This is a genomic window from Selenomonas sputigena (assembly GCF_026015965.1).
Lineage (GTDB): Bacteria > Bacillota > Negativicutes > Selenomonadales > Selenomonadaceae > Selenomonas.
Window position 1 is genome coordinate 2,446,501 of record NZ_CP110383.1, and the last position, 20,150, is coordinate 2,466,650.

At 60.7% G+C, this 20,150-nt stretch carries 19 protein-coding genes and 1 tRNA gene; 13 read left to right on the forward strand and 7 right to left on the reverse strand.

Annotated elements, in window-relative coordinates; translation table 11 throughout:
- Positions 1-440: 440 nt before the first annotated feature.
- From OL236_RS11670 to glyA, 6 genes are all read right to left on the reverse strand, one after another.
- A complete protein-coding gene (locus OL236_RS11670; RefSeq protein ID WP_265070747.1) occupies positions 441-1,484 on the reverse strand; it encodes a mechanosensitive ion channel family protein in 1,044 nt (347 codons plus the stop codon).
- 334 nt (positions 1,485-1,818) lie between these two features.
- Positions 1,819-2,541: a hypothetical protein gene (locus OL236_RS11675; protein ID WP_037370382.1), complete on the reverse strand. Its 723-nt coding sequence runs from the start codon at positions 2,539-2,541 to the stop codon at positions 1,819-1,821.
- A gap of 526 nt (positions 2,542-3,067) precedes the next feature.
- Entirely contained in the window at positions 3,068-4,108 is a 1,041-nt protein-coding gene (locus tag OL236_RS11680; protein WP_265070748.1) for a hypothetical protein, read from the reverse strand.
- A gap of 61 nt (positions 4,109-4,169) precedes the next feature.
- A tRNA-Ser gene (locus OL236_RS11685) sits at positions 4,170-4,257 on the reverse strand.
- A 120-nt stretch (positions 4,258-4,377) separates the two neighbouring features.
- On the reverse strand, positions 4,378-5,028 hold the full coding sequence (upp, locus tag OL236_RS11690) for a uracil phosphoribosyltransferase (protein ID WP_009646668.1): 651 nt from the start codon (positions 5,026-5,028) through the stop codon (positions 4,378-4,380).
- An 11-nt stretch (positions 5,029-5,039) separates the two neighbouring features.
- Positions 5,040-6,287, reverse strand: coding sequence for a serine hydroxymethyltransferase (gene glyA / locus OL236_RS11695; protein WP_320109798.1), 1,248 nt, complete (start codon positions 6,285-6,287; stop codon positions 5,040-5,042).
- Between the two features lie 409 nt (positions 6,288-6,696).
- Between glyA and OL236_RS11700 the strand changes: the two genes are divergently transcribed.
- From OL236_RS11700 to hypE, 12 genes are all read left to right on the forward strand, one after another.
- Entirely contained in the window at positions 6,697-8,229 is a 1,533-nt protein-coding gene (locus OL236_RS11700; protein ID WP_265070749.1) for a Ppx/GppA phosphatase family protein, read from the forward strand.
- Positions 8,230-8,359: 130 nt separating this feature from the next.
- Entirely contained in the window at positions 8,360-8,743 is a 384-nt protein-coding gene (locus OL236_RS11705; protein WP_265070750.1) for a hypothetical protein, read from the forward strand.
- Positions 8,744-9,078: 335 nt separating this feature from the next.
- Positions 9,079-10,185 (forward strand): hydrogenase small subunit, encoded by a 1,107-nt coding sequence (locus tag OL236_RS11710; RefSeq protein ID WP_265070751.1) that lies wholly within the window; start codon positions 9,079-9,081, stop codon positions 10,183-10,185.
- A complete protein-coding gene (locus OL236_RS11715) occupies positions 10,182-12,089 on the forward strand; it encodes a nickel-dependent hydrogenase large subunit (protein ID WP_265070752.1) in 1,908 nt (635 codons plus the stop codon). Before OL236_RS11710 ends, OL236_RS11715 begins: the two co-directional genes overlap by 4 nt.
- 81 nt (positions 12,090-12,170) lie before the next feature.
- Positions 12,171-12,887, forward strand: a complete 717-nt coding sequence (gene cybH / locus OL236_RS11720) for a Ni/Fe-hydrogenase, b-type cytochrome subunit (RefSeq protein WP_265070753.1) — start codon at positions 12,171-12,173, stop codon at positions 12,885-12,887.
- A 15-nt stretch (positions 12,888-12,902) separates the two neighbouring features.
- A complete protein-coding gene (locus tag OL236_RS11725; RefSeq protein ID WP_006192754.1) occupies positions 12,903-13,145 on the forward strand; it encodes a hypothetical protein in 243 nt (80 codons plus the stop codon).
- A gap of 101 nt (positions 13,146-13,246) precedes the next feature.
- Positions 13,247-13,588, forward strand: a complete 342-nt coding sequence (gene hypA / locus OL236_RS11730) for a hydrogenase maturation nickel metallochaperone HypA (protein ID WP_013740499.1) — start codon at positions 13,247-13,249, stop codon at positions 13,586-13,588.
- Positions 13,589-13,592: 4 nt separating this feature from the next.
- Positions 13,593-14,255 (forward strand): hydrogenase nickel incorporation protein HypB, encoded by a 663-nt coding sequence (hypB, locus tag OL236_RS11735; protein ID WP_265070754.1) that lies wholly within the window; start codon positions 13,593-13,595, stop codon positions 14,253-14,255.
- On the forward strand, positions 14,255-14,992 hold the full coding sequence (locus OL236_RS11740; protein WP_265070755.1) for a HyaD/HybD family hydrogenase maturation endopeptidase: 738 nt from the start codon (positions 14,255-14,257) through the stop codon (positions 14,990-14,992). Before hypB ends, OL236_RS11740 begins: the two co-directional genes overlap by 1 nt.
- Positions 14,992-15,222: a HypC/HybG/HupF family hydrogenase formation chaperone gene (locus OL236_RS11745; protein ID WP_006192758.1), complete on the forward strand. Its 231-nt coding sequence runs from the start codon at positions 14,992-14,994 to the stop codon at positions 15,220-15,222. The genes OL236_RS11740 and OL236_RS11745 overlap by 1 nt, the downstream gene beginning before the upstream one ends.
- A gap of 16 nt (positions 15,223-15,238) precedes the next feature.
- The gene (hypD, locus tag OL236_RS11750) at positions 15,239-16,345 is read left to right on the forward strand and encodes a hydrogenase formation protein HypD (RefSeq protein WP_009646677.1); all 1,107 of its coding nucleotides are present in this window, start codon (positions 15,239-15,241) and stop codon (positions 16,343-16,345) included.
- A complete protein-coding gene (hypE, locus tag OL236_RS11755; RefSeq protein WP_265070756.1) occupies positions 16,335-17,336 on the forward strand; it encodes a hydrogenase expression/formation protein HypE in 1,002 nt (333 codons plus the stop codon). The genes hypD and hypE overlap by 11 nt, the downstream gene beginning before the upstream one ends.
- Before the next feature lie 12 nt (positions 17,337-17,348).
- Here the strand turns inward: hypE and OL236_RS11760 are convergent, their stop codons facing one another.
- Positions 17,349-17,846, reverse strand: a complete 498-nt coding sequence (locus OL236_RS11760) for a hypothetical protein (RefSeq protein WP_264918166.1) — start codon at positions 17,844-17,846, stop codon at positions 17,349-17,351.
- A 195-nt stretch (positions 17,847-18,041) separates the two neighbouring features.
- On the opposite strand from OL236_RS11760, the gene bioF reads away from it, so the two are divergent.
- Positions 18,042-19,967, forward strand: coding sequence for an 8-amino-7-oxononanoate synthase (gene bioF / locus OL236_RS11765; protein ID WP_265070757.1), 1,926 nt, complete (start codon positions 18,042-18,044; stop codon positions 19,965-19,967).
- Positions 19,968-20,150 lie beyond the last annotated feature (183 nt).

The window sequence follows — 20,150 nt, forward strand, 5'->3', positions numbered from 1 at the left end:
GTTGACGATGTATCACAGCGCAAGAAAAACAACGCTGAGCCTTCGCCAAAGGAGTATATAAGAGCGGAATCCTCCGCATTCTTTGCAGCAGCGGTCAACGTCAGCCAATCATGCTGCGCGCTTTGCGCTTGCATTCTTGGGACGTTTTCGCATACGAACTGTTACCCAATTAGCTGCGCGCTTTGCGCTTGCACTCTTGGGACGTTTTCGCATACGAGTCGTTGCCCAATCCGCTGCGCCCTATGGGCTTGCCTCTTGGACGACTCAGCAAGATTATACAAGATGTAGATTGGGCAGTCAAGGGACTAAACTACATATTGTGGTTTATCCACAAGAAAAGCACCCTTTATCCACAGGCGGGAAAGGGTGCTTTCGCAAGATTTTCAAGGCTTTTGAGCGCGGAGAAAGATTCTTTCAAAAAAGTTATGCACAGGCGGCAGCTATTCCTTCGCCTGCACGATTGTGCGCACGGGGAAGGGGATGTCGATGCCCTCCTCGCGGTAGCGGCGCGTCAAAGCCTTGATGAACTCGTGCTTCAACAGGAACTGGTTGACGAAGCTGCTCGTGCGCAGCACGACGTTGAACTCGATGGCGGAGTCGCCGAAGGTGTGGAAGCGCACGACGGGATCGCTCTCAACATCATGATCGAAGGCTGCCATGACCTCGTTCGCCACCTCAAGGGTCACGCGCTCCACCTCGTCGAGATCGCTCGCATAGCTGACGCCGACAGGGATGGCGACGGAGATTTCCTGCGCGGGCATGTCGTAGTTCGTGAGAACGGAAGACGCGAGCTTCTGATTCGGCACGATGATCGTGTTGCCGCCCAGGGTCTGCACCGTCGTGAAGCGGAAGTTGATGTCGGCGACCTTGCCTTCCTCGTCCGCCGATATGCGCACATAGTCGCCGATGCGAATCTGGCGCGAGAGGATGAGCTGCAGTCCCGAGAAGATGTTCGACAGCGTCTCCTGCATACCGAGGGCGAGCGCCGCGCCGCCGACGCCCATCGCCGTGAGGATCGGCGCGATGGAAATGCCCGCATACTGCAGGACGACGAGCACGCCCATGGCATAGATGACGCCGGAAAGAATGGAGGACAGGAGCGTCGTCTTCGGCAGAGCCGCGCCGCTCGTGCGCGTCTTCATCTCGATGAATCCCGTGATCGTGCGCGAAGCGACGCGCGTCAGCGTGAAGACGATGATACCGAAGAGGATGTAGGAGAGGAACTGCGCGATCGTTGGGAAGACGTCGATGGTCTTGATCGACCAGTAGACGCCGACGCCCATGCACCACGAGACGGGCACACCGCGCAGCGCATGGATGAAGATCGACCAAGCCGTATCCTCGCCGACCGTGATCCTCTCGCGAATCTGCCGGTCAATGAGCTTGTTGAGGAATATGCCGACCGTCAGCGCCGCGAGCATGATGCACGCAGGCATGAGCAGGAAATCGGTCATCTCATGCCATGTCAGCTCCTGAAGTTTCATAAAAAAGGACAAAATCTCTCCTCCTCTAGCATGTGGATAAGTCGAGCAGGAAAAGCTTTGGCATGGCAAGCCGTGCCGGGCTTATCCCCAAAAATCTGTGGATAACTGTGGAAAACAAGTGTTTTCTTTGTGGATAACAGACCGTATGCGAAAGTTTAGCGTGAAAGGCTAAGGGAAGCGCTGATAAAATGAGGTCGCCCAGATTTGCACAGATGCGCTGTATCTATCGAGGAGACAAACCACAGGCGTAGCAGTGCTACGTCGAGGATTTGTCGACGACGAGAGGACAGCGCAGATGTGTGAAGATGGGTGGCTGAATTTATCAGTGGTTCCTTTATTTCTTGCTGCTTGCTGCGGCCTCGTCCGCTGTTTTTGCCGTCTTGTAAAGGAACTCGGCCAGCTTGTACTCGCGGCTGCCTGCCTTGAGCTGCGGCAGAGAGCCGCTGTTTAGGACATCCACGATGGAGAGATCTCTCTGGGCTTCGGGGACGGTGGAAAGAATCATGCTCGACAGGGGCTTTCCGGCGGCGTCATAGAAGAAAAAGATGGCGTCGGGCGCTACGCCCTTTGTGGCCTTTTTCTTATGGACGACCTCGAACACCTGCGCCGTGATCACCTGGCGCTTGTCCTCCATGCTCTGGCGGATGGCGTAATGCGTCTCCACAACGCGGAACCAACGGATGGGATAGGCCGTCTGTATGGCGTCCTCCGACTTTGCTTCGCGCCCCTCCAAAGGAACGAGCCGCACGTCCGGCACGCCGAGCATCTCGCTGAATATGGCGCTCAATGTCTTCAAAGGCTGCTCGGGTGATTCGGCGCTGAGATCGATGTCCTGGTAAAGGTTGTTGTCCGCGACGATTTTGCGGGCCTCTTCCACGGAAATCGGCGTCTTCTTGGCATTTTCCTCCTCTTCCTGGATCGCTTTGTCCAAGGCTGCCTTTGCCTCGACGGAAGGCGCTGCCCCGGAGCCTGTGCTGTTCGCCGCAGAAGCCGTGCCCGTAAGGCAGAGGAGCAAGGCCGCGATGGCGGAGAGTCGTTTAAGATGGGATATTTTCATGATGCGATTCCTCCAATACGATATGTTTGCATTAACCATTCCGGTATTTTCGTGACCGCCGTGTTCCGGCGATTAAGCTGCATAAAGGAAACGCTGATAAAATGAAGTCGCCCAGATTTGCGCAGATGCGCTGTATCTATAGCGGTCAACGTCAGCCAATCATGCGGCGCACTTCGCGCTTGCATTCTTGGGACGTTTTCGCATACGAGCCGTTGCCCAATCGCCTGCGTCCTTCGGACTTGGCTCTTGGACGGCTCAGCAAGGAGACAAACCGCAGGCGTAGCGGTGCTACGTTGAGGATTTGTCGACGACGAGAGGATAGTGCAGATGCGTGAAGATGGGTGGCTGAATTTATCAGTGGTTCCTAAGAAGGCAAGCCCGAAGGGCGCAGACCGATTGGCTTTTTCATATAAGGCGTGAGGACATATGCACAGCATGACGTTCTGATGCGCCATCGCAGGAAATGGGGGCAAAAACAAGTATGCCGCTCCGAGTGGGGTTGAGAATATGTCCTAAAAGTTTGCACTTATATGCGGATCTCGAAGCCGCCGTGCTCGCCGTCTTGCTTCTCTTCGCGGCCTTGGCGGATGGCCGCGGCACGTGCGGCTTTCTTCGCCTCTTCTGTCGCCTTGACGTCTGCTTCACCCTCCATTATGCGACTCGCCTCGCGGAAGGCGGAAAGCGCCTCGGAAAGGGAGGCGAGCATCGAGGCGTCGGGCGAGGCGGCAGGAGCGGCGGCCCTGAGCGGCGGGGCTGGCGCAGGCGCTGCATCTACGCCGCTCGGGACGGCCGCGGGGGAGGAAGCCTGTGTGCGTGCGCCCTTCGAGGCCGCCGCACTTGCCGCAGCCGCGGGCGGCGCCTCTGCCGCATCTGCCGCCTCTGGCGCGGTGCGCACCGCCGCGCCAGCGATGGCGGAAAGCCCGGCGGCAGCAACCTTCGCAGCGCGGTCAGATTCGCGCCTTTCGCGTGCGGCGCGCATCGTTTCAAGATCAGCCAGAAGCTCCGCCTCACGTGCGGCGCGCATGGCGGGCGTCGGCTCGCCTTTTTTTCTGTGCAGGAACTTGTAGGCGAAGATGCCTGCGAGACAAGCGCAAAGGGCGGCGACGACGGCGAGGTGCATCATGCCGAAGCCCTGTGGCGGCTCGTCGGCGGACGGCTTTGGCACACGCGTCTCCGTGCCCGGCTTCTCCTGCACCGCCTGTGCTGCCGGCGGCAGATTTGTCGCCTCGGAGGAGGTCGTCTGACTCTTTGTGCCGCCCGCTTCGGGCGCGGCGGCAGCCGGTTTCTGTGCGAGCTTTCCCTCCTTGCCCGGCTCTTCTCCCGCCGTCTTTTCCTGTGTCTTTCGCTCGGGCGTTCCCATGAGCCGTTCGCCCGCCGCGCGTGCGTTTGCCGCCGCATCCTGGCCGGCTTGTGCAGCGTCGGCAGCCCTTTGCTGTGCGCCCTCGATCGCCGACTGTCCGGAAGCGCCGAAGTCCGGCAGTCCGCCGACTGCCTCCGATGCAGCGTCAAGTCCCGGAACAGCCGGCGGCGTTGGCGCCTGCGGCGCCTGAGGTCCTGCAATCGCCATGAAAATCCCTTCTCCCTACAGAAAAGGCTTCGTGGAAAAGTCCACGAAGCCTTGAAATATCTGGCGGAGAGGGTGGGATTCGAACCCACGGTACATTGCTGCACACTTGATTTCGAGTCAAGCACCTTCGACCACTCGGACACCTCTCCTCAAAGGTACTGTGCTAGTTTACCATATCTTTTTCCGCTTGTAAAGGGGCGCGGTGCACGTTTCTTGGCACACTGCGCACGATACTGCACGATACTTGCAAAGTGGATGCTCGTGCGGGCTTACAGCGTGCCGAAGATGCGGTCACCGGCGTCGCCCAAGCCGGGGACGATGTAGCCGTGTTCGTTGAGATGGTCGTCGACGGCAGCGGTGTAGATGGGGATGTCCGGGTGTGCCGTATTGACGGCGCGTACACCTTCCGGTGCAGCGACGAGACAGAGGAGCACGATGTTCTTCGCGCCCTTCTTCTTCAAGAGGTCGAGCGCTGCGGCGGAACTGCCGCCCGTGGCGAGCATGGGGTCGACGACGATGAACAGGCGCTCACTGATGTCGCCCGGCAGTTTGCAGAAGTATTCGACGGGCTGCAGCGTCTCGGGATCACGGTAGAGTCCGATGTGTCCGACGCGGGCGGCGGGGACGAGGCGCAGCACGCCTTCCGCCATGCCGAGTCCCGCACGAAGAATGGGAACGATGCCGAGTTTCTTGCCTACGAGCTTCTTCGCATGGCAGGCTGCGACGGGCGTCTCGATCTCTACATCCTCAAGCGGCAGGTCGCGCGTGATCTCGTAAGCCATGAGCATGGCGATCTCTTCGAGAAGTTCGCGGAAGTCCTTCGTACCCGTTTCCTTTTGGCGCATGAGCGTGAGTTTGTGCTGGACGAGCGGATGATCGACGATGTGTACAGCGAGATCCGCCTGGTTTTCCTGAGTCATGGGATGCCTCCTCACTCGTAAAGGGGATATTTTTCGCAAAGGGCGTCAACGCGTTTTCTTGCTTCCTCCTGCGCAGCCGTGTCCGTCGCATGATCGAGCACGAGCGCGATGATGGCAGCGACCTCTTCCATGTCGGTCTCTTTGAAGCCACGCGTCGTGAGCGCGGGCGAGCCGAGACGGATGCCGCTCGTGACGAAGGGGGATAAAGGCTCGAAGGGGATCGTGTTGCGGTTTGCCGTGATGCCGACGCCGTCGAGGAGGTTCTGCGCCTCCTTGCCCGTGACGCCCTTGCTCCTGAGGTCGACGAGCATCAGGTGGTTGTCCGTGCCGCCCGAAACGATGCGGAAGCCCTTTTCCTGCAAAGAGGCGGCAAGCGTCTTTGCATTCTTCACGACCTGTGCGGCGTATTCCTTGAAGGCGGGCTGCAGCGCTTCTTCCAAGGCGACGGCCTTCGCCGCGATGACGTGCATCAAGGGGCCGCCCTGGATGCCGGGGAAGATCGCCTTGTTGAACTGTGCGCCGAATTCCGCGTCCTTCGTGAGGATCATGCCGCCCCGAGGGCCGCGAAGCGTCTTGTGCGTCGTCGTCGTCACGACGTCCGCCCACGGCAGCGGGCTTGGATGCATGCCGCCCGCGACGAGTCCCGCGATGTGCGCCATGTCGACCATGAGGTAGGCGCCGACCGCCTTGGCGATGGCGGAGAGCCGCTCGAAGTCGATGATGCGCGCATAGGCGGAAGCGCCGGCGACGATGAGCTTCGGCTTGACCTCCTTCGCCTGCTTTTCCAGCGCATCGTAGTCGATGCACTCTGTCTCTTTGTCCACACCATAGGGGACGACGTGGAAGTACTTGCCCGACATGTTGACGGCGCTGCCGTGCGTGAGGTGTCCGCCGTCCGTGAGATTCATGCCCATGTAGGTGTCGCCGGGCGAAAGCAGCGAGAAGAACACCGCCATGTTTGCCTGTGCGCCCGAGTGCGGCTGCACGTTGACATAGCCTGCGCCGAACAGCTCTTTCGCACGCTCGATGGCAAGCGTCTCGACGACGTCGACGCACTCGCAGCCGCCGTAGTAGCGCTTGCCCGGGTAGCCCTCGGCGTACTTGTTCGTGAGCACGCTTCCCTGCGCCTCCATGACGGCGCGGCTCACGATGTTCTCCGAAGCGATCAGCTCAAGCTTGTGACGCTGGCGCGAAAGCTCCGCCTCAAGCGCCGAAGCGATCTTCTCATCGGTCTTCTTCAATGTATCCATCAATGCCATACATTTCCCTCCTGATCCGTCGATAACGGGGACACCCCCCGTTTCCTGCCTATCCATACTATGTTATTGTACTATGAATTCTTAGCCTCGACAAGCCCGTAGGGCGCAGGCGAGGGTTAGAAGTCATTGTCCAGCATCGCTGTGGCTATGAATTCTTAGCCTCGACAAGCCCGTAGGGCGCAGGCGAGGGTTAGAAGTCGTTGTCCAGCACCGCTGTGGCTACGAATTCTTAGACGCGACAAATCCGATAGTGTGTAGGAGCGTCCTAGAAGTCGTTGTCCAGCACCGCTGCGGCTATGAATTCTTAGCCTCGGCAAGCCCGTAGGGCGCATGCAAATCTTGAAGCATCGCGGCAGAATTGCTATACTATACTTAGGTTAAGATAGCATCAAAGCGAGGGGGAGCATCGATGGAAAATCTGGCGATCATCGACATGGGGTCGAACAGCATTCGGTTCATCGTCATGCAGATCAACGACAACCATTCGTATTTCCTGCAATATCAGCAAAAGGAGGCGATTCGGCTCGGCAAGGGCATGTCGGAGACGGGGCGGCTCAATCCAGACGGTGTGAGGCGTGCGCTTGAGTGCCTGCACGTCTACAAGCACATGATGGAGGTCATGCAGGTCACGCGCTGCATCGCGGTCGCGACGGCGGCGGCGAGGAGCGCATCCGACGGGCAGCAGTTCATCGAGCGCATCCGAGAAGAGACAGGCATCGAGATTGAGATCATCTCGGGTGAGCGCGAGGCATATCTCGGCTACCTCGGCGTCGTGAACACGATAGATGCGAAGGATTTCATCCAGTTTGACCTCGGCGGCGCATCGATCGAGGTGTCGCTCGTTTTGAACCGCAAGATCAAGGAGTCGGTTTCCGTACCCCTGGGCGCAGTGACGATGACGGACAAGTTTGGCATGCAGGACATCGTGACGCAGGGCGTCCTCGACAAGTGCGTGAAACATGTGGAAAAGAAGTTCCGCGAGATGATTCCCTGGGCGAAGGACAGACGCCTGCCCGTCATCGGCATCGGCGGCACCGTCCGAAACCTCGCGAAGATGGATCAGTACAAGACGAGCTACCAGCTCGCGCGCATCCACAACTACATCATTCCGCGCGAACGCTTCGAGCCTTGCTATCAGGCCATCATCAAGTCGAGCTGCACGAACCGCAGGAAGTTCGGCGGGCTTTCTACGGAACGCGCCGACATTATCGTCGCAGGTGCGACGATTGCACGCTGCCTCATGGAGTTCAGCGGCGGCAAAGACCTCATCGTTTCAGGCTGCGGCCTCCGAGACGGCGTTTTCTACGAGTATTACGGCAAGAAATACGGCGCAGGCTCGCCCGTCGTCAAGGACGTGCTCAAGGCGAGCGTAGAGAACTATCTGAAGCGCGTGGAGCGGCGCATGGAGCATCTAGGGCGCGTCCACGATCTCGCCCTGAGCCTCTTCGACCAGCTGAGGCGCCTGCACGGTGCTCCGAAGCGTTCGCGCGACCTCCTGTCCGTTGCCGCGTGGCTGCACGATGCGGGCAAGATCGTCAATTATTACGAGCACGCGCGAAACTCCGCCTTCATCATCAACAACGCGCCGCTCTACGGCATGACGCAGAAAGAACAGCTCAAGGCGTCCTTCATCGCGGGTTTCCATCACGGCATCAGCAACAAGATCATGCGCTCGTATCGCTATGCCATGATGGTCACGCAGCCCGAGTGGAAGGAGATTCGCAAGCTCGCGACGCTGCTCGCGCTCGCCGAGGCCGCCGATGTGACCTACGAGGGTCTTGTCACAGGGTTCGAGGCGGCGGCAACGTCCGAGGGCGTCGCGCTCTCCGTCATCGCCGCGCCCGATGCCGACACCCGCGCTACGGATTTCGAGATGCAGAGTTTCTGCAAGCAGTTCAAGAAAGAGTTCGGCCGGCCGCTCGTCATCGTGTGGCGCAAGTAGGCGCGCGTATCTAACATAAGAAAGGATCTCCTTAGAAAATTTCTTTTCGAGCAGGGAAACGCATTCTTTTAGAGAATTGGGATTATAGTAGAAAAGTCTTGAGGGAAAACTGTATTAGGAGGGATGTGTCATGTGGAAAAAATTCTTGTTCGTCGTTTGTGTCCTGTTGCTTCTGACCGCAAGCCTGGCGGGGGCGGAAGCAGCGGCGGTTGCGCCGCCGGAAGCGGTGTCTGCGCCGTCTGGCATGGAGATGCGACTGAAGCTCCTCGCCGGGGAATGGCTCAGCCCCAAGGGGACACTCATCTTGGAGGTTGAGGGGCAGAAGATCAACGGCTGTGAGATCACGAAGTACGAAGATCTCGTTGATCGCTCGACCATGGGAACGACGGTCTTCTGGATCTTGGAAGAGGAAGGCGAGCGCATGATGCAGCTCGACTGGCGCATCCAAGGTGACGACAGCGACTACATCTTCCTTGACGGCAGGCTCAAGCTGCATCGCGCTTCTGCGTTGTGAAACGGGTTGCCGTATGAGCTGACACAAATGCTCCCGCATAGGATTTCATTTTGCCTTGTGCGGGGGCGTTTTGCGTGGGGCTGGAAAAGCAATGAAAGTTCCCCGATCCGTCTGCGCCCCTTGGACTTGACTTCTTAGATATGAGAAAAAAGTGTGAAAAAATGCAGAATGCAAGCAGGAATTTTGAGGAAAAAGGAGAACTTGAAAACTAAGGATAATTATGTTTTAATTAAGGAAGACTGACTCAATCAGCAATCCTTGGAGAGTGCCTGGCGCTCTCTTTGAAGAAGTATTCCTGCATACCCCCGTGGTGGGGCGAAAGAGGAGGCAGTAATGTGGACAAGCGGGAAAGCATGTGGGAGCGTTATCTCCGCAACGGCCTGAGCCGCCGCGACTTCCTGAAAGGGTGCGTCGCGCTGACATCTCTGATGGGGCTTGATACGAGCATGGTCTCGAAGGTCGTCGAGGCGGCAGAGTCGAAGCCTCTGCCGGTCGTGATCTGGATGCACGGTCATGAGTGCACGGGCTGCGACGAGTCGTTCATTCGCTCGGCGGCGCCAATGGCGTCCGACTTGGTGTTGAACATGATTGCGCTCGAATACAGCCACGTCCTGAGCGCGGCTTCGGGCGAGCCGTTCGAGGCGCATCTTGAGCAGACGATTGAAAAGTACAAGGGACAGTACATCCTCGCCGTCGAGGGTGCGATTGCGACGAAGGACAACGGCGTCTATTGCATGTCGGGCGGTCATCCGTTCATCAATACGTTCCAGCGCGTGGCCAAGGATGCGGCGGCGATCATCGCCTACGGCACGTGCGCGACGTCGGGCGGCATCCAGGCGGCTGCGCCGAATCCGACAGGCTCGGCGGGCGTCAGCCACTATGTGGGCAACAAGCCGGTCATCAATGTCCCGGGCTGTCCTCCGATCCCTGAGGTCATGACGGGCGTCGTCATGCACGTCGCTCTCTTCGGCTCGGTTCCCGACCTCGATATGGAGAGCCGTCCCAAGCAGTTCTACGGCAACCGCATTCACGATACATGCTACCGCCGTCCCTTCTTCGATGCGGGCATGTTCGCCGAGCGCTTCGACGACGCGGGCTCGAAGGCGGGCTGGTGTCTCTACAAGCTCGGCTGCAGAGGTCCTGAGACGTACGCTTCGTGCGGCAATATGCGCTGGTTCCAAGGCATGAGCTACCCGATTCAGTCGGGTGCGCCGTGCATTGGCTGCACGAACGCGAACTTCTGGGACGATGCGCCGTTCTCCGACCGTCTGCCGAAGTACGGGCCTCTGGGCAGCATTGACAAGATCGGCGTCGGACTCGCGGTCGGCGCGGCGGCGGGCGTCGCCGTACACGGCGCTTTGAGCCTCGCGCAGCGCGCAAAGGCGGATGCGGCGATCGAGAAGGAAGAGGAGAAGGCGAAGAGAGAGCAGGTGCATAAATGAAACATGTAACGGTCGATCCGGTAACGAGAATCGAAGGGCATCTGCGCGTCGAGGTGCAGGTGGACGAGGCGACGGGCAAGGTCACGGATGCTCTTTCGAGCGGCACGGCGTGGCGCGGTCTCGAACTCGTCATGAACGGGCGCGATCCGCGCGACGCGTGGGCGTACATCCAGCGTATATGCGGCGTCTGCACGACGGCACACGCGCTGTGTTCCGTGCGCGCCGTTGAGGATGCGCTCGGCATCCGCATCCCGACGAATGCAAACTATATCCGCAATATCATGGCGGGCTGCCTGACGGTGCAGGATCATCTCGTGCATTTCTATCATCTGCACGCTCTCGACTGGGTCAGCCCCGTCGAGGCTCTGGCGGCAGACCCGGTTGCGGCGGCGAACCTGCAGCGTGAGATTCTCAAGCTGCGCCTGCCGCTCGCAGGCCCTGCAGGGCTCAATACGGAAGCGTATCCGAAGGACTTCCCGAATGCGACGCCCGAATACTTCGCGGCATTCAAGCAGAAGATCGAGCAGATCGTCAAGAGCGGGCAGCTCGGCATCTTTGCGGCGAACTGGTGGGATCACCCCGACTACAAGATCCTGCCGCCCGAGGTGCATCTCATCGCGGTCGTCCACTATCTTGAGATGCTCGACAAGCACCGTGAGATCATGACGCCGCACGTCGTGTTCGGCGGCAAGAACCCGCACGCGCACTATGTCGTCGGCGGCATGCCGTGCGCGATCTCCCTCGACGACGGCAATGCACCGATCAACACGGCTCGCCTCGCCATCGTCGATCGCGCCGTGAACCTCACGCGCACGCTCGTCAACGAATATTATCTGCCCGATGTCCTCGCCATCGGCTCGCTCTACGTCAAGGCGGGCAAGGTGGACGGCGGCGGCCTCGCCAAGCATTGCGTCATGGCGTTCGGACAGTTCCCCGATCAGAGCTACACGGGCACGCGAAACGGCGACTTCATGCGCCAGCTATTGATCCGCTCGAACGGTGTCGTCGAGAACTTCGGCGCAGGCCTTGCGGCGGCGACCTTCACGGAGGTCAAGGCGGAGGATCTGTCCGATCCCGTCGCCTTCACCGAGGGTGTCGATCATTCGTGGTACGAGTACGAGGGCGCGGAGAGCGATCTGCATCCGTGGGCAGGACAGACGAAGCCGAAGTACACGGCGCCGAAGGTCGGCACGCAGACGAACTGGCAGGAGCTCAACGAGAAGGGCAAATACTCGTGGCTCAAGACGCCGAAATGGCGCGGCAAGCTCGCCGAGGTCGGTCCTCTGGCGCGCTATATCATCATCTACGTCAAGGCGAAGAAGGGCCTCCTGCCCGATCCGACGTGGGCGGAGCAGCTCATGCTCAACCAAATGGATGCGGTGTCGAAGGCGATCGGTCTCGCGCCCGAGGTCTGGCTGCCGACGATGGTCGGCCGCACGGCTGCGCGTGCACTCGACGCGCAGCTCAATGCCGAGATCGAGAAGTACTACTTCGACAAGCTCATCGCGAACATCAAGGGCGGCGACCTCGCTGTCGCAACATCGGATAAGTGGGATCCTGTGACGTGGCCGAAGGAAGCGAAGGGCGTCGGCCTCTACGACGCGCCGCGCGGCGCGCTCTCGCACTGGGTCGTCATCAAGAACGGCAAGATCGCGAACTATCAGTGCGTCGTGCCGACGACGTGGAACGCCTGCCCGCGCGACGATGCGGCAGGACACGGCGCCTACGAGATGGCGATGATGGACACACGCGTCGCCGTGCCCGACAAGCCATTGGAGATCGTGCGCGTCATCCGCTCGTTCGATCCGTGCATGGCCTGCTCCACGCACGTCTACAACGCGAACGGCGACACGCTCAAGATCATGACGACTGATCCCTATGCAGGACTGCAGGTGGAAGAATAGAACGATCACGCATCGTGGAAAGGAGAAACTGCCGCGAGCGGGGCGTTCATCGCGCGTTTCGCGGCAGCAGGGACATGTGATATGAGAGAAGTCAAACGCAGGATTTACTACGTTTTCAGTCCTTGGCTCAGGATCTTTCACTGGATCATGGTCGTCTGCATCTCGGTCCTCTTTGCGACGGGATTGATGATCACCGAGCCTTGGCTCATTTACTCTGTCGAGCCGACGTTCAGCGGCATGACGACGGACAACATCCGAAACATCCATTTCATCGCGGCGTTCACCTTCATGGCGGCCTTCCTCCTGAGGATTTACGGCTTCTATGTGAACCGCGGCGACCGTCTCTTCCCGCGCTTCTGGGAGGGGCTTTTCTGGCGGGCGATCGGCGACGTCATCCTGCATTACATCTTTGTGCGCTACGAGCACAAGTCGTACTTGAGGAACCCGATCGCGCGCATGTCGTACACGCTGCTCTATGTGCTCGTCGCCGTCGAGGTCTTGACGGGCTTTGCGATGTACGGCGCGAATGAGCCGGAAAGCGTGTCCTTCATGCTCTTCGGCTGGGTCATCACGTTCTTGGGCAACGAGTTCATGGCGCACCTCGTGCACCACTACGTCGCCTGGTTCATCATCCTCTTCGCCATCGGCCATCTCTACATGGTCATCCGCGCGGAGTTCATGGAGGGCGAGAGTGAAGTGTCGAGCATGTTCTCCGGCAGGAAGATCCTGACGCACGAGCCGCTTGACGCTTACCAGCTCAGCCACCCCGAGGAGGAACACAAGGGCAGGGCGAGCTGAGGAAGGAAGAGGTCTATGTGTAAAGAATGCGGCTGCGGCGCGTCAAACGGCAATACGCGCCTGCAGTTCAACGTCAAAGGCTATACGGAGGAGTCGGCGAAGGGCGCGGAAAAGGCGCTTTTGGGTCTTGCGGGCGTGCTCTACGTGCATATCCACGCGCACGACGGCGAGACGACGGTCGACTACGATCCGGCGAAGACAAAACTCACGGAGATTCTTGGCATTTTCGAGGAGCGAGGCCTTTCGGCTGCGCTCTGAGTCGGGCGGTGCGCTTTTGCCGCATCGTTTCAACAGGGAAAGATGGCGCCCCCTTTCGGCAAGCCGCCGGAGGGGGCGCTTTTCGCATAGGAGGAAGTTCGGTGCATGAAATGGCGATCGCCGAGGGCATTTTGGACATCGCGCTCAAGACGATGGAGGAGAACGAGGCGAAGCGCGTCGCACGCGTCAAGCTGCTCGTCGGTGAAATGGCGGGCGTGGAATGCGAGTCGCTGCTCTTTTGCTTCGAGGCTCTGACAAAAGGCACGGCGGCAGACGGCGCGGCGCTCGACATCGAGCGCGTGCCGCTCGTCGGACGCTGCGGATCTTGCGGCAAGGAGCAGCACGTCGAGCGATACAGCTTCTTGTGCCCTTCGTGCAGGAACGGCGCACTTGAAATCATCTCGGGACGCGAACTCAAGGTGGAATCTTTGGAGGTGGATTAAGAAAATGGAAGTCAAGGTCATGAAGAACGTTCTGGCGATGAATGACGAAGCAGCAGCAGAAAATGCGGCGCTTTTTCAGCGGAAGGGGATCTTCGTGCTCAATCTCATGGGATCGCCGGGCGCGGGCAAGACGACGCTCCTGGAGCGCACGTTGGAAGCATTGAAGGATGAGATGCGTCTCGCCGTCATCGAGGGCGATCTCTTCACATCGAAGGACGCTGAGCGCATCGACCGCCTCGGCGTGCCCGTCGTGCAGATCAACACGAGCGGCGGCTGTCATCTCGACGCGCCGATGGTCAAGAGTGCGCTCTCGTCCATCGACCTCGACTCGCTCGACATGCTCATCATCGAGAATGTCGGCAACCTCGTCTGCCCGGCGGAATTTGAGCTGGGGCAGGACAAGAAGGCGGTCGTGCTGTCGATCACGGAGGGGGACGACAAGCCCTTGAAGTACCCGCTGATGTTCAAGGAGGCCGACGCGGCGCTCCTCAACAAAGTCGACCTCCTGCCTTACACGGACTTCGATCTGGAGAGTGCGACGGACGACATCCGGACGCTTCATCCGGGCATCGAGGTCATGGCGATCGCGTGCCGCACGGGCGAGGGACTCCCCGCATGGCTCTCGTGGCTTCGGAAGAATGTGCGCGAGAAGAAGGAGGCAGTTTGATGAGTGAAGCGTTCTTGGGCGTATCGCCCGAAGAGATCGAGCGTGCGAGAAAAGAGCTGGAGGCGACGCCCGCCGTGACGGTTCTCGGCATCGGCAACGTCATCCTGCAGGACGAAGGCTTCGGCGTGCGCGCCGCCGAACTCCTGCGCGAGAAGTACGACTTCCCGCCTGCCGTGCAGATCATCGACGGCGGCACGCTCGGTGCGGAGCTTCTGGGCGTCATCACGGGCACGGAGCACCTTCTTGTGCTCGATTCCGTCAACGGCGGCAAGGAGGCGGGCACGCTCTTTCACTTTGAGAATGAGGGAATCTCGGCGCACTTCCAGGACAAGCTGTCGGTGCACGAGGTCGGCATCCAGGACGTGCTCGCGACGCTTTCCGTGACGGGGCGCGCGATTCCCGACGTCGTCGTGCTCGGCGCACAGCCCTACGCCGTCGGCGCGGGCGTCGCGCTCAGCCCGCAGATGGAAGCGCTTCTGCCCGAGATCGAGCGCCGAGCCATCGACGTGCTCTCGCGCTGGGGCGTCGAGGTGCGGGCGAAGGACGCCTCTCGCGAGGTCGCCTTCACGCGCGTCGCCGAGGCGAAGCATGAGAAGGCGGGCGCTTCGTGCGGCTTCGTCGCAGAGGACGAGGCCGATGCGCCGCTCGATGTGCCGATGAAGCAGGCGGGCGAGGCGATGCGCACGGCGCGGCAGACTTTGCCGCATGAGCTTCTGACGAAGGGAGGCGAAGGCTGATGTGTCTTGCTGTACCGGCGAAGGTGCTCGATATTGCGGGCAGCGTCGCGCGCGTCTCCGTCAACGGCGTGGAGCGCGAGGCGAGCCTCATGCTGCTGCCTGAGGCGAAGCTCGGCGACTACGTGCTCGTACATGCGGGCTTTGCCATGCAGATCGTTGAGGAAAAAGACGCCGAAGAAACGTACGCGCTGCTCGCCGAGATGAAGGGTGCGCCGCGCACGGTGATGTAGGAAGCGAGGAAATGCCTTGAAGAAACTCACGCCGCAAGAAGAAAAGGAAGCGGCAAGGGCGCTCCTTGCTGACATTGAGCGCCTTGCCGCGGGCAGGCATCTTCGCTATATGGAGGTTTGCGGCACGCACACGGTCGCCATCTTCCGCGCGGGACTTCGGCAGATTCTGCCCGAGAACATCGAGCTTGTCTCCGGCCCCGGCTGTCCCGTGTGCGTGACGAGCGATGCCTACATGGACAAGGCGATCGCCTGCGCGAAGATGGAGGACGTCATCGTCGCGACGTTCGGCGACATGCTCAAGGTGCCGGGCAGCCGCGAAAGCCTCGCAGATGCGCGTGCGGCGGGCGCATGTTTACGCGTCGTCTACTCGCCACTTGACGCGCTCGCCGCCTCGCGGGAGAATCCCGAAAAGACGGTCGTCTTCCTCGGCGTCGGCTTTGAGACGACAGCGCCGACCGAGGCGGCGGCGGTGCTCTCGGCAAAGGAGGAGGGACTGAAGAACTTCTGCGTCTTGTCGGCGCAGAAACTCGTGCCGCCTGCCGTGAAGCTCCTCTTGGCTGACCCCGATGTGCATGTCGACGGCTTCCTGCTGCCCGGGCACGCATGCGTCGTCACAGGCACGCGCCCCTACGCCTTTCTCGCTGATGAGGCGCATAAGCCCGGCGTCGTCGCGGGCTTCACGCCGCTCGCGATCCTGCGCGCCGTCTGGCGGCTCGTGCGGCAGACGGCGGCGAATGAAGCCCGCATCGAGAACGAGTACGGCTCCGTCGTGCGCGAAGAGGGAAATCCCGCCGCGCTCGCCATCCTCGCGCGCGTCTACGAGGAGGCGGCGGACGAGTGGCGCGGTCTCGGCGTCATCGAGCGCTCGGGGCTTCGCATGCGCGAGGAGTTCGCCGCGTTCGATGCCGAGCGACGACTGCCCGTCGAAGTCGAGCGCGTGGAGAAGAAGACAGCGTGCCGCTGCGGCGAGGTTCTGCGCGGCGCGGTGCGCCCGACGGACTGCACGCTCTTCGCGAAGGCGTGCGTGCCGACGCACGCCGTAGGGCCGTGCATGGTGTCGGTCGAGGGCGTGTGCGCCGCCTGGTACAAGTACGGCCGAGGGAGGTTTCACTTTGGAAAATGAGAAGATCACGCTCGCGCACGGCGCGGGCGGCAGCCTGAGCCAGGCGCTGATGGAGAGCGTCATCCTGCCTGCCTTCGGCAATGAGTTCCTGCAGAAAATGCACGACGGCGCGGCGCTCGACCTCGGCGGCAAGACCGCCTTCACGACGGATTCCTTCGTCGTCGCGCCGCGCTTCTTCCCCGGCGGCGACATCGGCAAGCTCGCCGTCTGCGGCACGGTCAACGACCTCGCGATGACGGGCGCCGTGCCGCGCTACATCTCGTGCGCCTTGATTTTGGAAGAGGGTCTTTCCATCGAGGAGCTCAGGCGTATTTTGCACTCGATGAAGGAGGCTGCGGCAGAAGCGAAGGTCGCCATCGTCACGGGCGACACGAAGGTCGTCGGCAAGGGTGCGGCGGACGGCATCTACATCAACACGGCGGGACTCGGCGAGATCGAACGCGCGATGGAGCCGCAGAATGTCAGGGCGGATATGGACGTCATCCTCTCGGGAACGCTCGGCGATCATGCAGCGACCGTCATGGCGGAGCGTCACGGCATCGAGATTCCCGCGACGCTTCATAGCGACTGTGCGCCGTTGGGCGACCTCGCCGCGCTCATGCGCCGCGCCGCGCCCTCGATCGCCTGCATGAGAGATCCGACGAGAGGCGGCGCGGCGGCGGTCTTGAACGAGATCGCATGTGCGGCACAAGTCGGCGTCATCCTGGACGAGGAGGCGCTTCCCGTGCGCGAGGAGGTCGAGGGCATCGCCGCATTTCTCGGATTCGATCCGCTGGAATTGGCGAACGAGGGCAAGGCGATCGCCTTCTGCGCGCCCGAGGAAACGGCGGCGCTTCTCGCCGCCATGCGCGAGCATCCTTACGGCAGGAACGCCTGCTGCATCGGCCGCACGACGGCGGAGGAGCCGGGCATCGTCGCACTCCGGACGGCGCTCGGCGGCCTGCGCATCGTCGACATGCCGCTCGGCAACCTCGTGCCGCGCATCTGCTAGGGCGGCTGCGGCTCAGACCCGCGCGTCCGCTGTGCGGCGGAGGCGCGCGATGCGGTCGAGGATTTTTACGAGAAGCGGTGCAGCCAAGAGCGTGAAGACCATGCCGGGAAGAGCCGCCGCGACGAGCGCCCATGCGCCCTTGCCGACGACGAAACTCAGCGTGATGCGGGCGGTGAAGGTGCCGAGCGGCCCTGCGAGCGCCACCGTCCAATAATGGCGGCCGAAAAGTACGAAGACGAGGCCGACGACGAGGCGGAACTGCATGGCGATGGCGACATTGAAGAGGTTCTGCGTGCCGAGCAGGAGGCCGACGAGACTCGAAAGGACGCCCGCCAGAATGTAGCGCTTGAAGCCGAAGACGGCGCAGATCGCGACGGCCAGCGGGGCGGAGAGCTGAAATTCCAGCCCTGGCGCCAGGCTCGGCAGCTTGATGGCTCCCGTGACGGTGATCAGGGCGGCGAGCAAGGCGATTTCGGTCACGTCGGAGGTGGAAACGGCAAGTTTTTTCATGGGAAACGCTCCTTTTTTTATGGAATCACGGGTGAGTCGAACAGCTTCATCGCATCTGTGATTCTTTTTTTATTGTTTCAGCGTACACGTTTTGCATAGTATTGTCAACCGTAAAATAAATAAAGTTGACAATAAAATAAACAAGGTCTATTCTATAGGAAGCACTGATAAAAGGAGTAAAAGGAGTGTTTCTGCATGGCGCTTTACAGTCTGAAGATGCGGGCGGAAAAGAGCGCGGGAAAGCGCGAGCACGTGTCGGGCGCGGAGAAAATCTTGCCGGAGGAGGAACTGCCGGAACATTTGGCGGCGCTTCTTTCGCGCGCCCTGCACCACGCCAAGGGCAAGGCGGATTTCGTGAACTTCAAGGTGGAGGCGATCGCGCCCGAGGCGGTGGAGCATCTGCCCGCGCTTCCCGTCTCGACGGTCGAGGTTGAGACGCTTGCCGAGGGGCGGCGCGTGATTATCGACGCCTTGGAAAAACTTGGCTTGAAAAACGGCGAAGCCATCCTCGCGAAGTTTTCCGAGACGTATGGGATGCGCGGCGCAATGCTGCTCGATGCGGACACGCTCGAACGCTTGGAGCCGGACGCCGAACGCGGCCTGCGTGCGACGTACATGGACGCCGCACGTACTGCAAAAGGGGCGTCTGACTGCAAGAACCACTTCGCCGAAGCCGTCGTCCTCGCGACGAAGGTCGTCCATGCGCCGCACATCGTCGCGGAGATCTGCGTGTCCGACGATCCTGACTATGTGACGGGCTATGTGGCAGCGCCGTCGCTCGGCTATCGCCGCATCACGAAGCTCAAGGAGGCAGGCTCGCCCGACGGCGGACGCATCTTCCTCTATCGCGGTCCGCGCGGCGGCGTCGCCGAGACGATTCGCTATCTGGAAAAGCAATGTGTGCTCGTGAGCGGCGTGCCGGACAGCCCGGCGGGGAATGTGCGCCCACAGGGCATGGAGGAAATGCTTGCCGAACAGCTGGCGGCGAAAAAGGCGCGCCATTTGTGCCGCGAGATGCACGAGATCGACTCGGTGCAGGCCGCACACGTCACGGTCGGCGGTGTTGAAAAGCTGCTTCTGGCGTCGAACAATTACCTTGGACTCGTCGATCATCCGCGCCTCAAGCGGGCGGCGCAGGAGGCCGTCGAGCGCTACGGCTGCGGCTCCGGCGGCTCGCGGCTGACGACGGGTACGCTTCCTCTGCACACGAAGCTGGAAGAGGAGCTGGCAGCGTTCAAGGGGACGGAGGCGGCGCTCCTCTTCGATACGGGCTACATGGCGAATGTCGGCATCCTTTCCGCGCTTGGTCAGAAAGGCGCAGTCTTTTTCAGCGATGAGCTCAACCATGCGAGCATCATCGACGGCTGTCGCTTGAGCCGCGCCAAGACCGTCGTCTATCGCCACAGCGACATGAAGGATTTGGAGGAGAAGCTCGCCGCCCATGCTCAGTGTCCGGGCGTCATCGTCTCCGATGCGGTGTTCAGTATGGACGGCGACATTGCCGATCTGCCGCGCATCTTGGAGCTTGCGCGAAAGTACCATATTTGGAGCATGGTGGACGAAGCGCACTCGACCGGCGTGATCGGCGGGATGGGGCGCGGTATATGCGAGCATTTTCACTTAAGGGAGAAGCCCGATGTCCTGATGGGGACGCTGTCGAAGGCTTTGGCGAGTGAGGGCGGCTACGTCTGCGGCAGTCGACTCTTGATCGACTATTTGAAGAATACAGCTCGCAGTTTCATCTTCTCGACGAGCCAATCGCCCGCCAATCTCGCCGCCGCGTCCGCAGCGCTGCAGCTTTTGCAGGAAGAGCCAGAGCGCGTCGCTCGCCTGCAGGAAAATGTCCGCGTGTTCTGCGCGGCACTTGCCGAGAATGGCGTTGAAGCCCGGAGCGAGACGGCGATTGTGCCCCTCATCATCGGCGAAGAGTCCCTGGCGGTGAAAATAGCGAAGGATTTGGAGCGGCAGGGCATCCTCGTATCCGCCATCCGCTACCCGACAGTGGCGAAGGGGGCGGCTCGCCTGCGCGTCGCCTTGGCTGCGACGCACACGGAGGAGGAGCTGAAAAGCGCGGCGGCGCACATCGCCGCATGTATAGAGAGTTTTCATGGAACGGCGTAACTTCGCAAAGTAACTTCCGCTGATGTAAGTCTGTGGGATTTACTCTAAGAAAGCCGATAGGAGTACGGGCAAGAAGCATTGGAATTTACGATGTCACTTCATTTACCCGCTGTAATTTCCCTGTAACTTGCGATTGACAAGCCGCATGGGAAATGGTATACTCATCCTTGTTGCGCAGCCTTG

What these genes read in the sequence shown, in the direction of transcription:
- OL236_RS11670 (WP_265070747.1), bottom strand. Translation starts at nt 1,484, where the DNA reads ATGAAACTTCAGGAGCTGACATGGCATGAGATGACCGATTTCCTGCTC.
- OL236_RS11675 (WP_037370382.1), bottom strand. Translation starts at nt 2,541, where the DNA reads ATGAAAATATCCCATCTTAAACGACTCTCCGCCATCGCGGCCTTGCTC.
- OL236_RS11680 (WP_265070748.1), bottom strand. Translation starts at nt 4,108, where the DNA reads ATGGCGATTGCAGGACCTCAGGCGCCGCAGGCGCCAACGCCGCCGGCT.
- upp (WP_009646668.1), bottom strand. Translation starts at nt 5,028, where the DNA reads ATGACTCAGGAAAACCAGGCGGATCTCGCTGTACACATCGTCGATCAT.
- glyA (WP_320109798.1), bottom strand. Translation starts at nt 6,287, where the DNA reads ATGGCATTGATGGATACATTGAAGAAGACCGATGAGAAGATCGCTTCG.
- OL236_RS11700 (WP_265070749.1), top strand. Translation starts at nt 6,697, where the DNA reads ATGGAAAATCTGGCGATCATCGACATGGGGTCGAACAGCATTCGGTTC.
- OL236_RS11705 (WP_265070750.1), top strand. Translation starts at nt 8,360, where the DNA reads ATGTGGAAAAAATTCTTGTTCGTCGTTTGTGTCCTGTTGCTTCTGACC.
- OL236_RS11715 (WP_265070752.1), top strand. Translation starts at nt 10,182, where the DNA reads ATGAAACATGTAACGGTCGATCCGGTAACGAGAATCGAAGGGCATCTG.
- cybH (WP_265070753.1), top strand. Translation starts at nt 12,171, where the DNA reads ATGAGAGAAGTCAAACGCAGGATTTACTACGTTTTCAGTCCTTGGCTC.
- OL236_RS11725 (WP_006192754.1), top strand. Translation starts at nt 12,903, where the DNA reads ATGTGTAAAGAATGCGGCTGCGGCGCGTCAAACGGCAATACGCGCCTG.
- hypB (WP_265070754.1), top strand. Translation starts at nt 13,593, where the DNA reads ATGGAAGTCAAGGTCATGAAGAACGTTCTGGCGATGAATGACGAAGCA.
- OL236_RS11740 (WP_265070755.1), top strand. Translation starts at nt 14,255, where the DNA reads ATGAGTGAAGCGTTCTTGGGCGTATCGCCCGAAGAGATCGAGCGTGCG.
- OL236_RS11745 (WP_006192758.1), top strand. Translation starts at nt 14,992, where the DNA reads ATGTGTCTTGCTGTACCGGCGAAGGTGCTCGATATTGCGGGCAGCGTC.
- OL236_RS11760 (WP_264918166.1), bottom strand. Translation starts at nt 17,846, where the DNA reads ATGAAAAAACTTGCCGTTTCCACCTCCGACGTGACCGAAATCGCCTTG.
- bioF (WP_265070757.1), top strand. Translation starts at nt 18,042, where the DNA reads ATGGCGCTTTACAGTCTGAAGATGCGGGCGGAAAAGAGCGCGGGAAAG.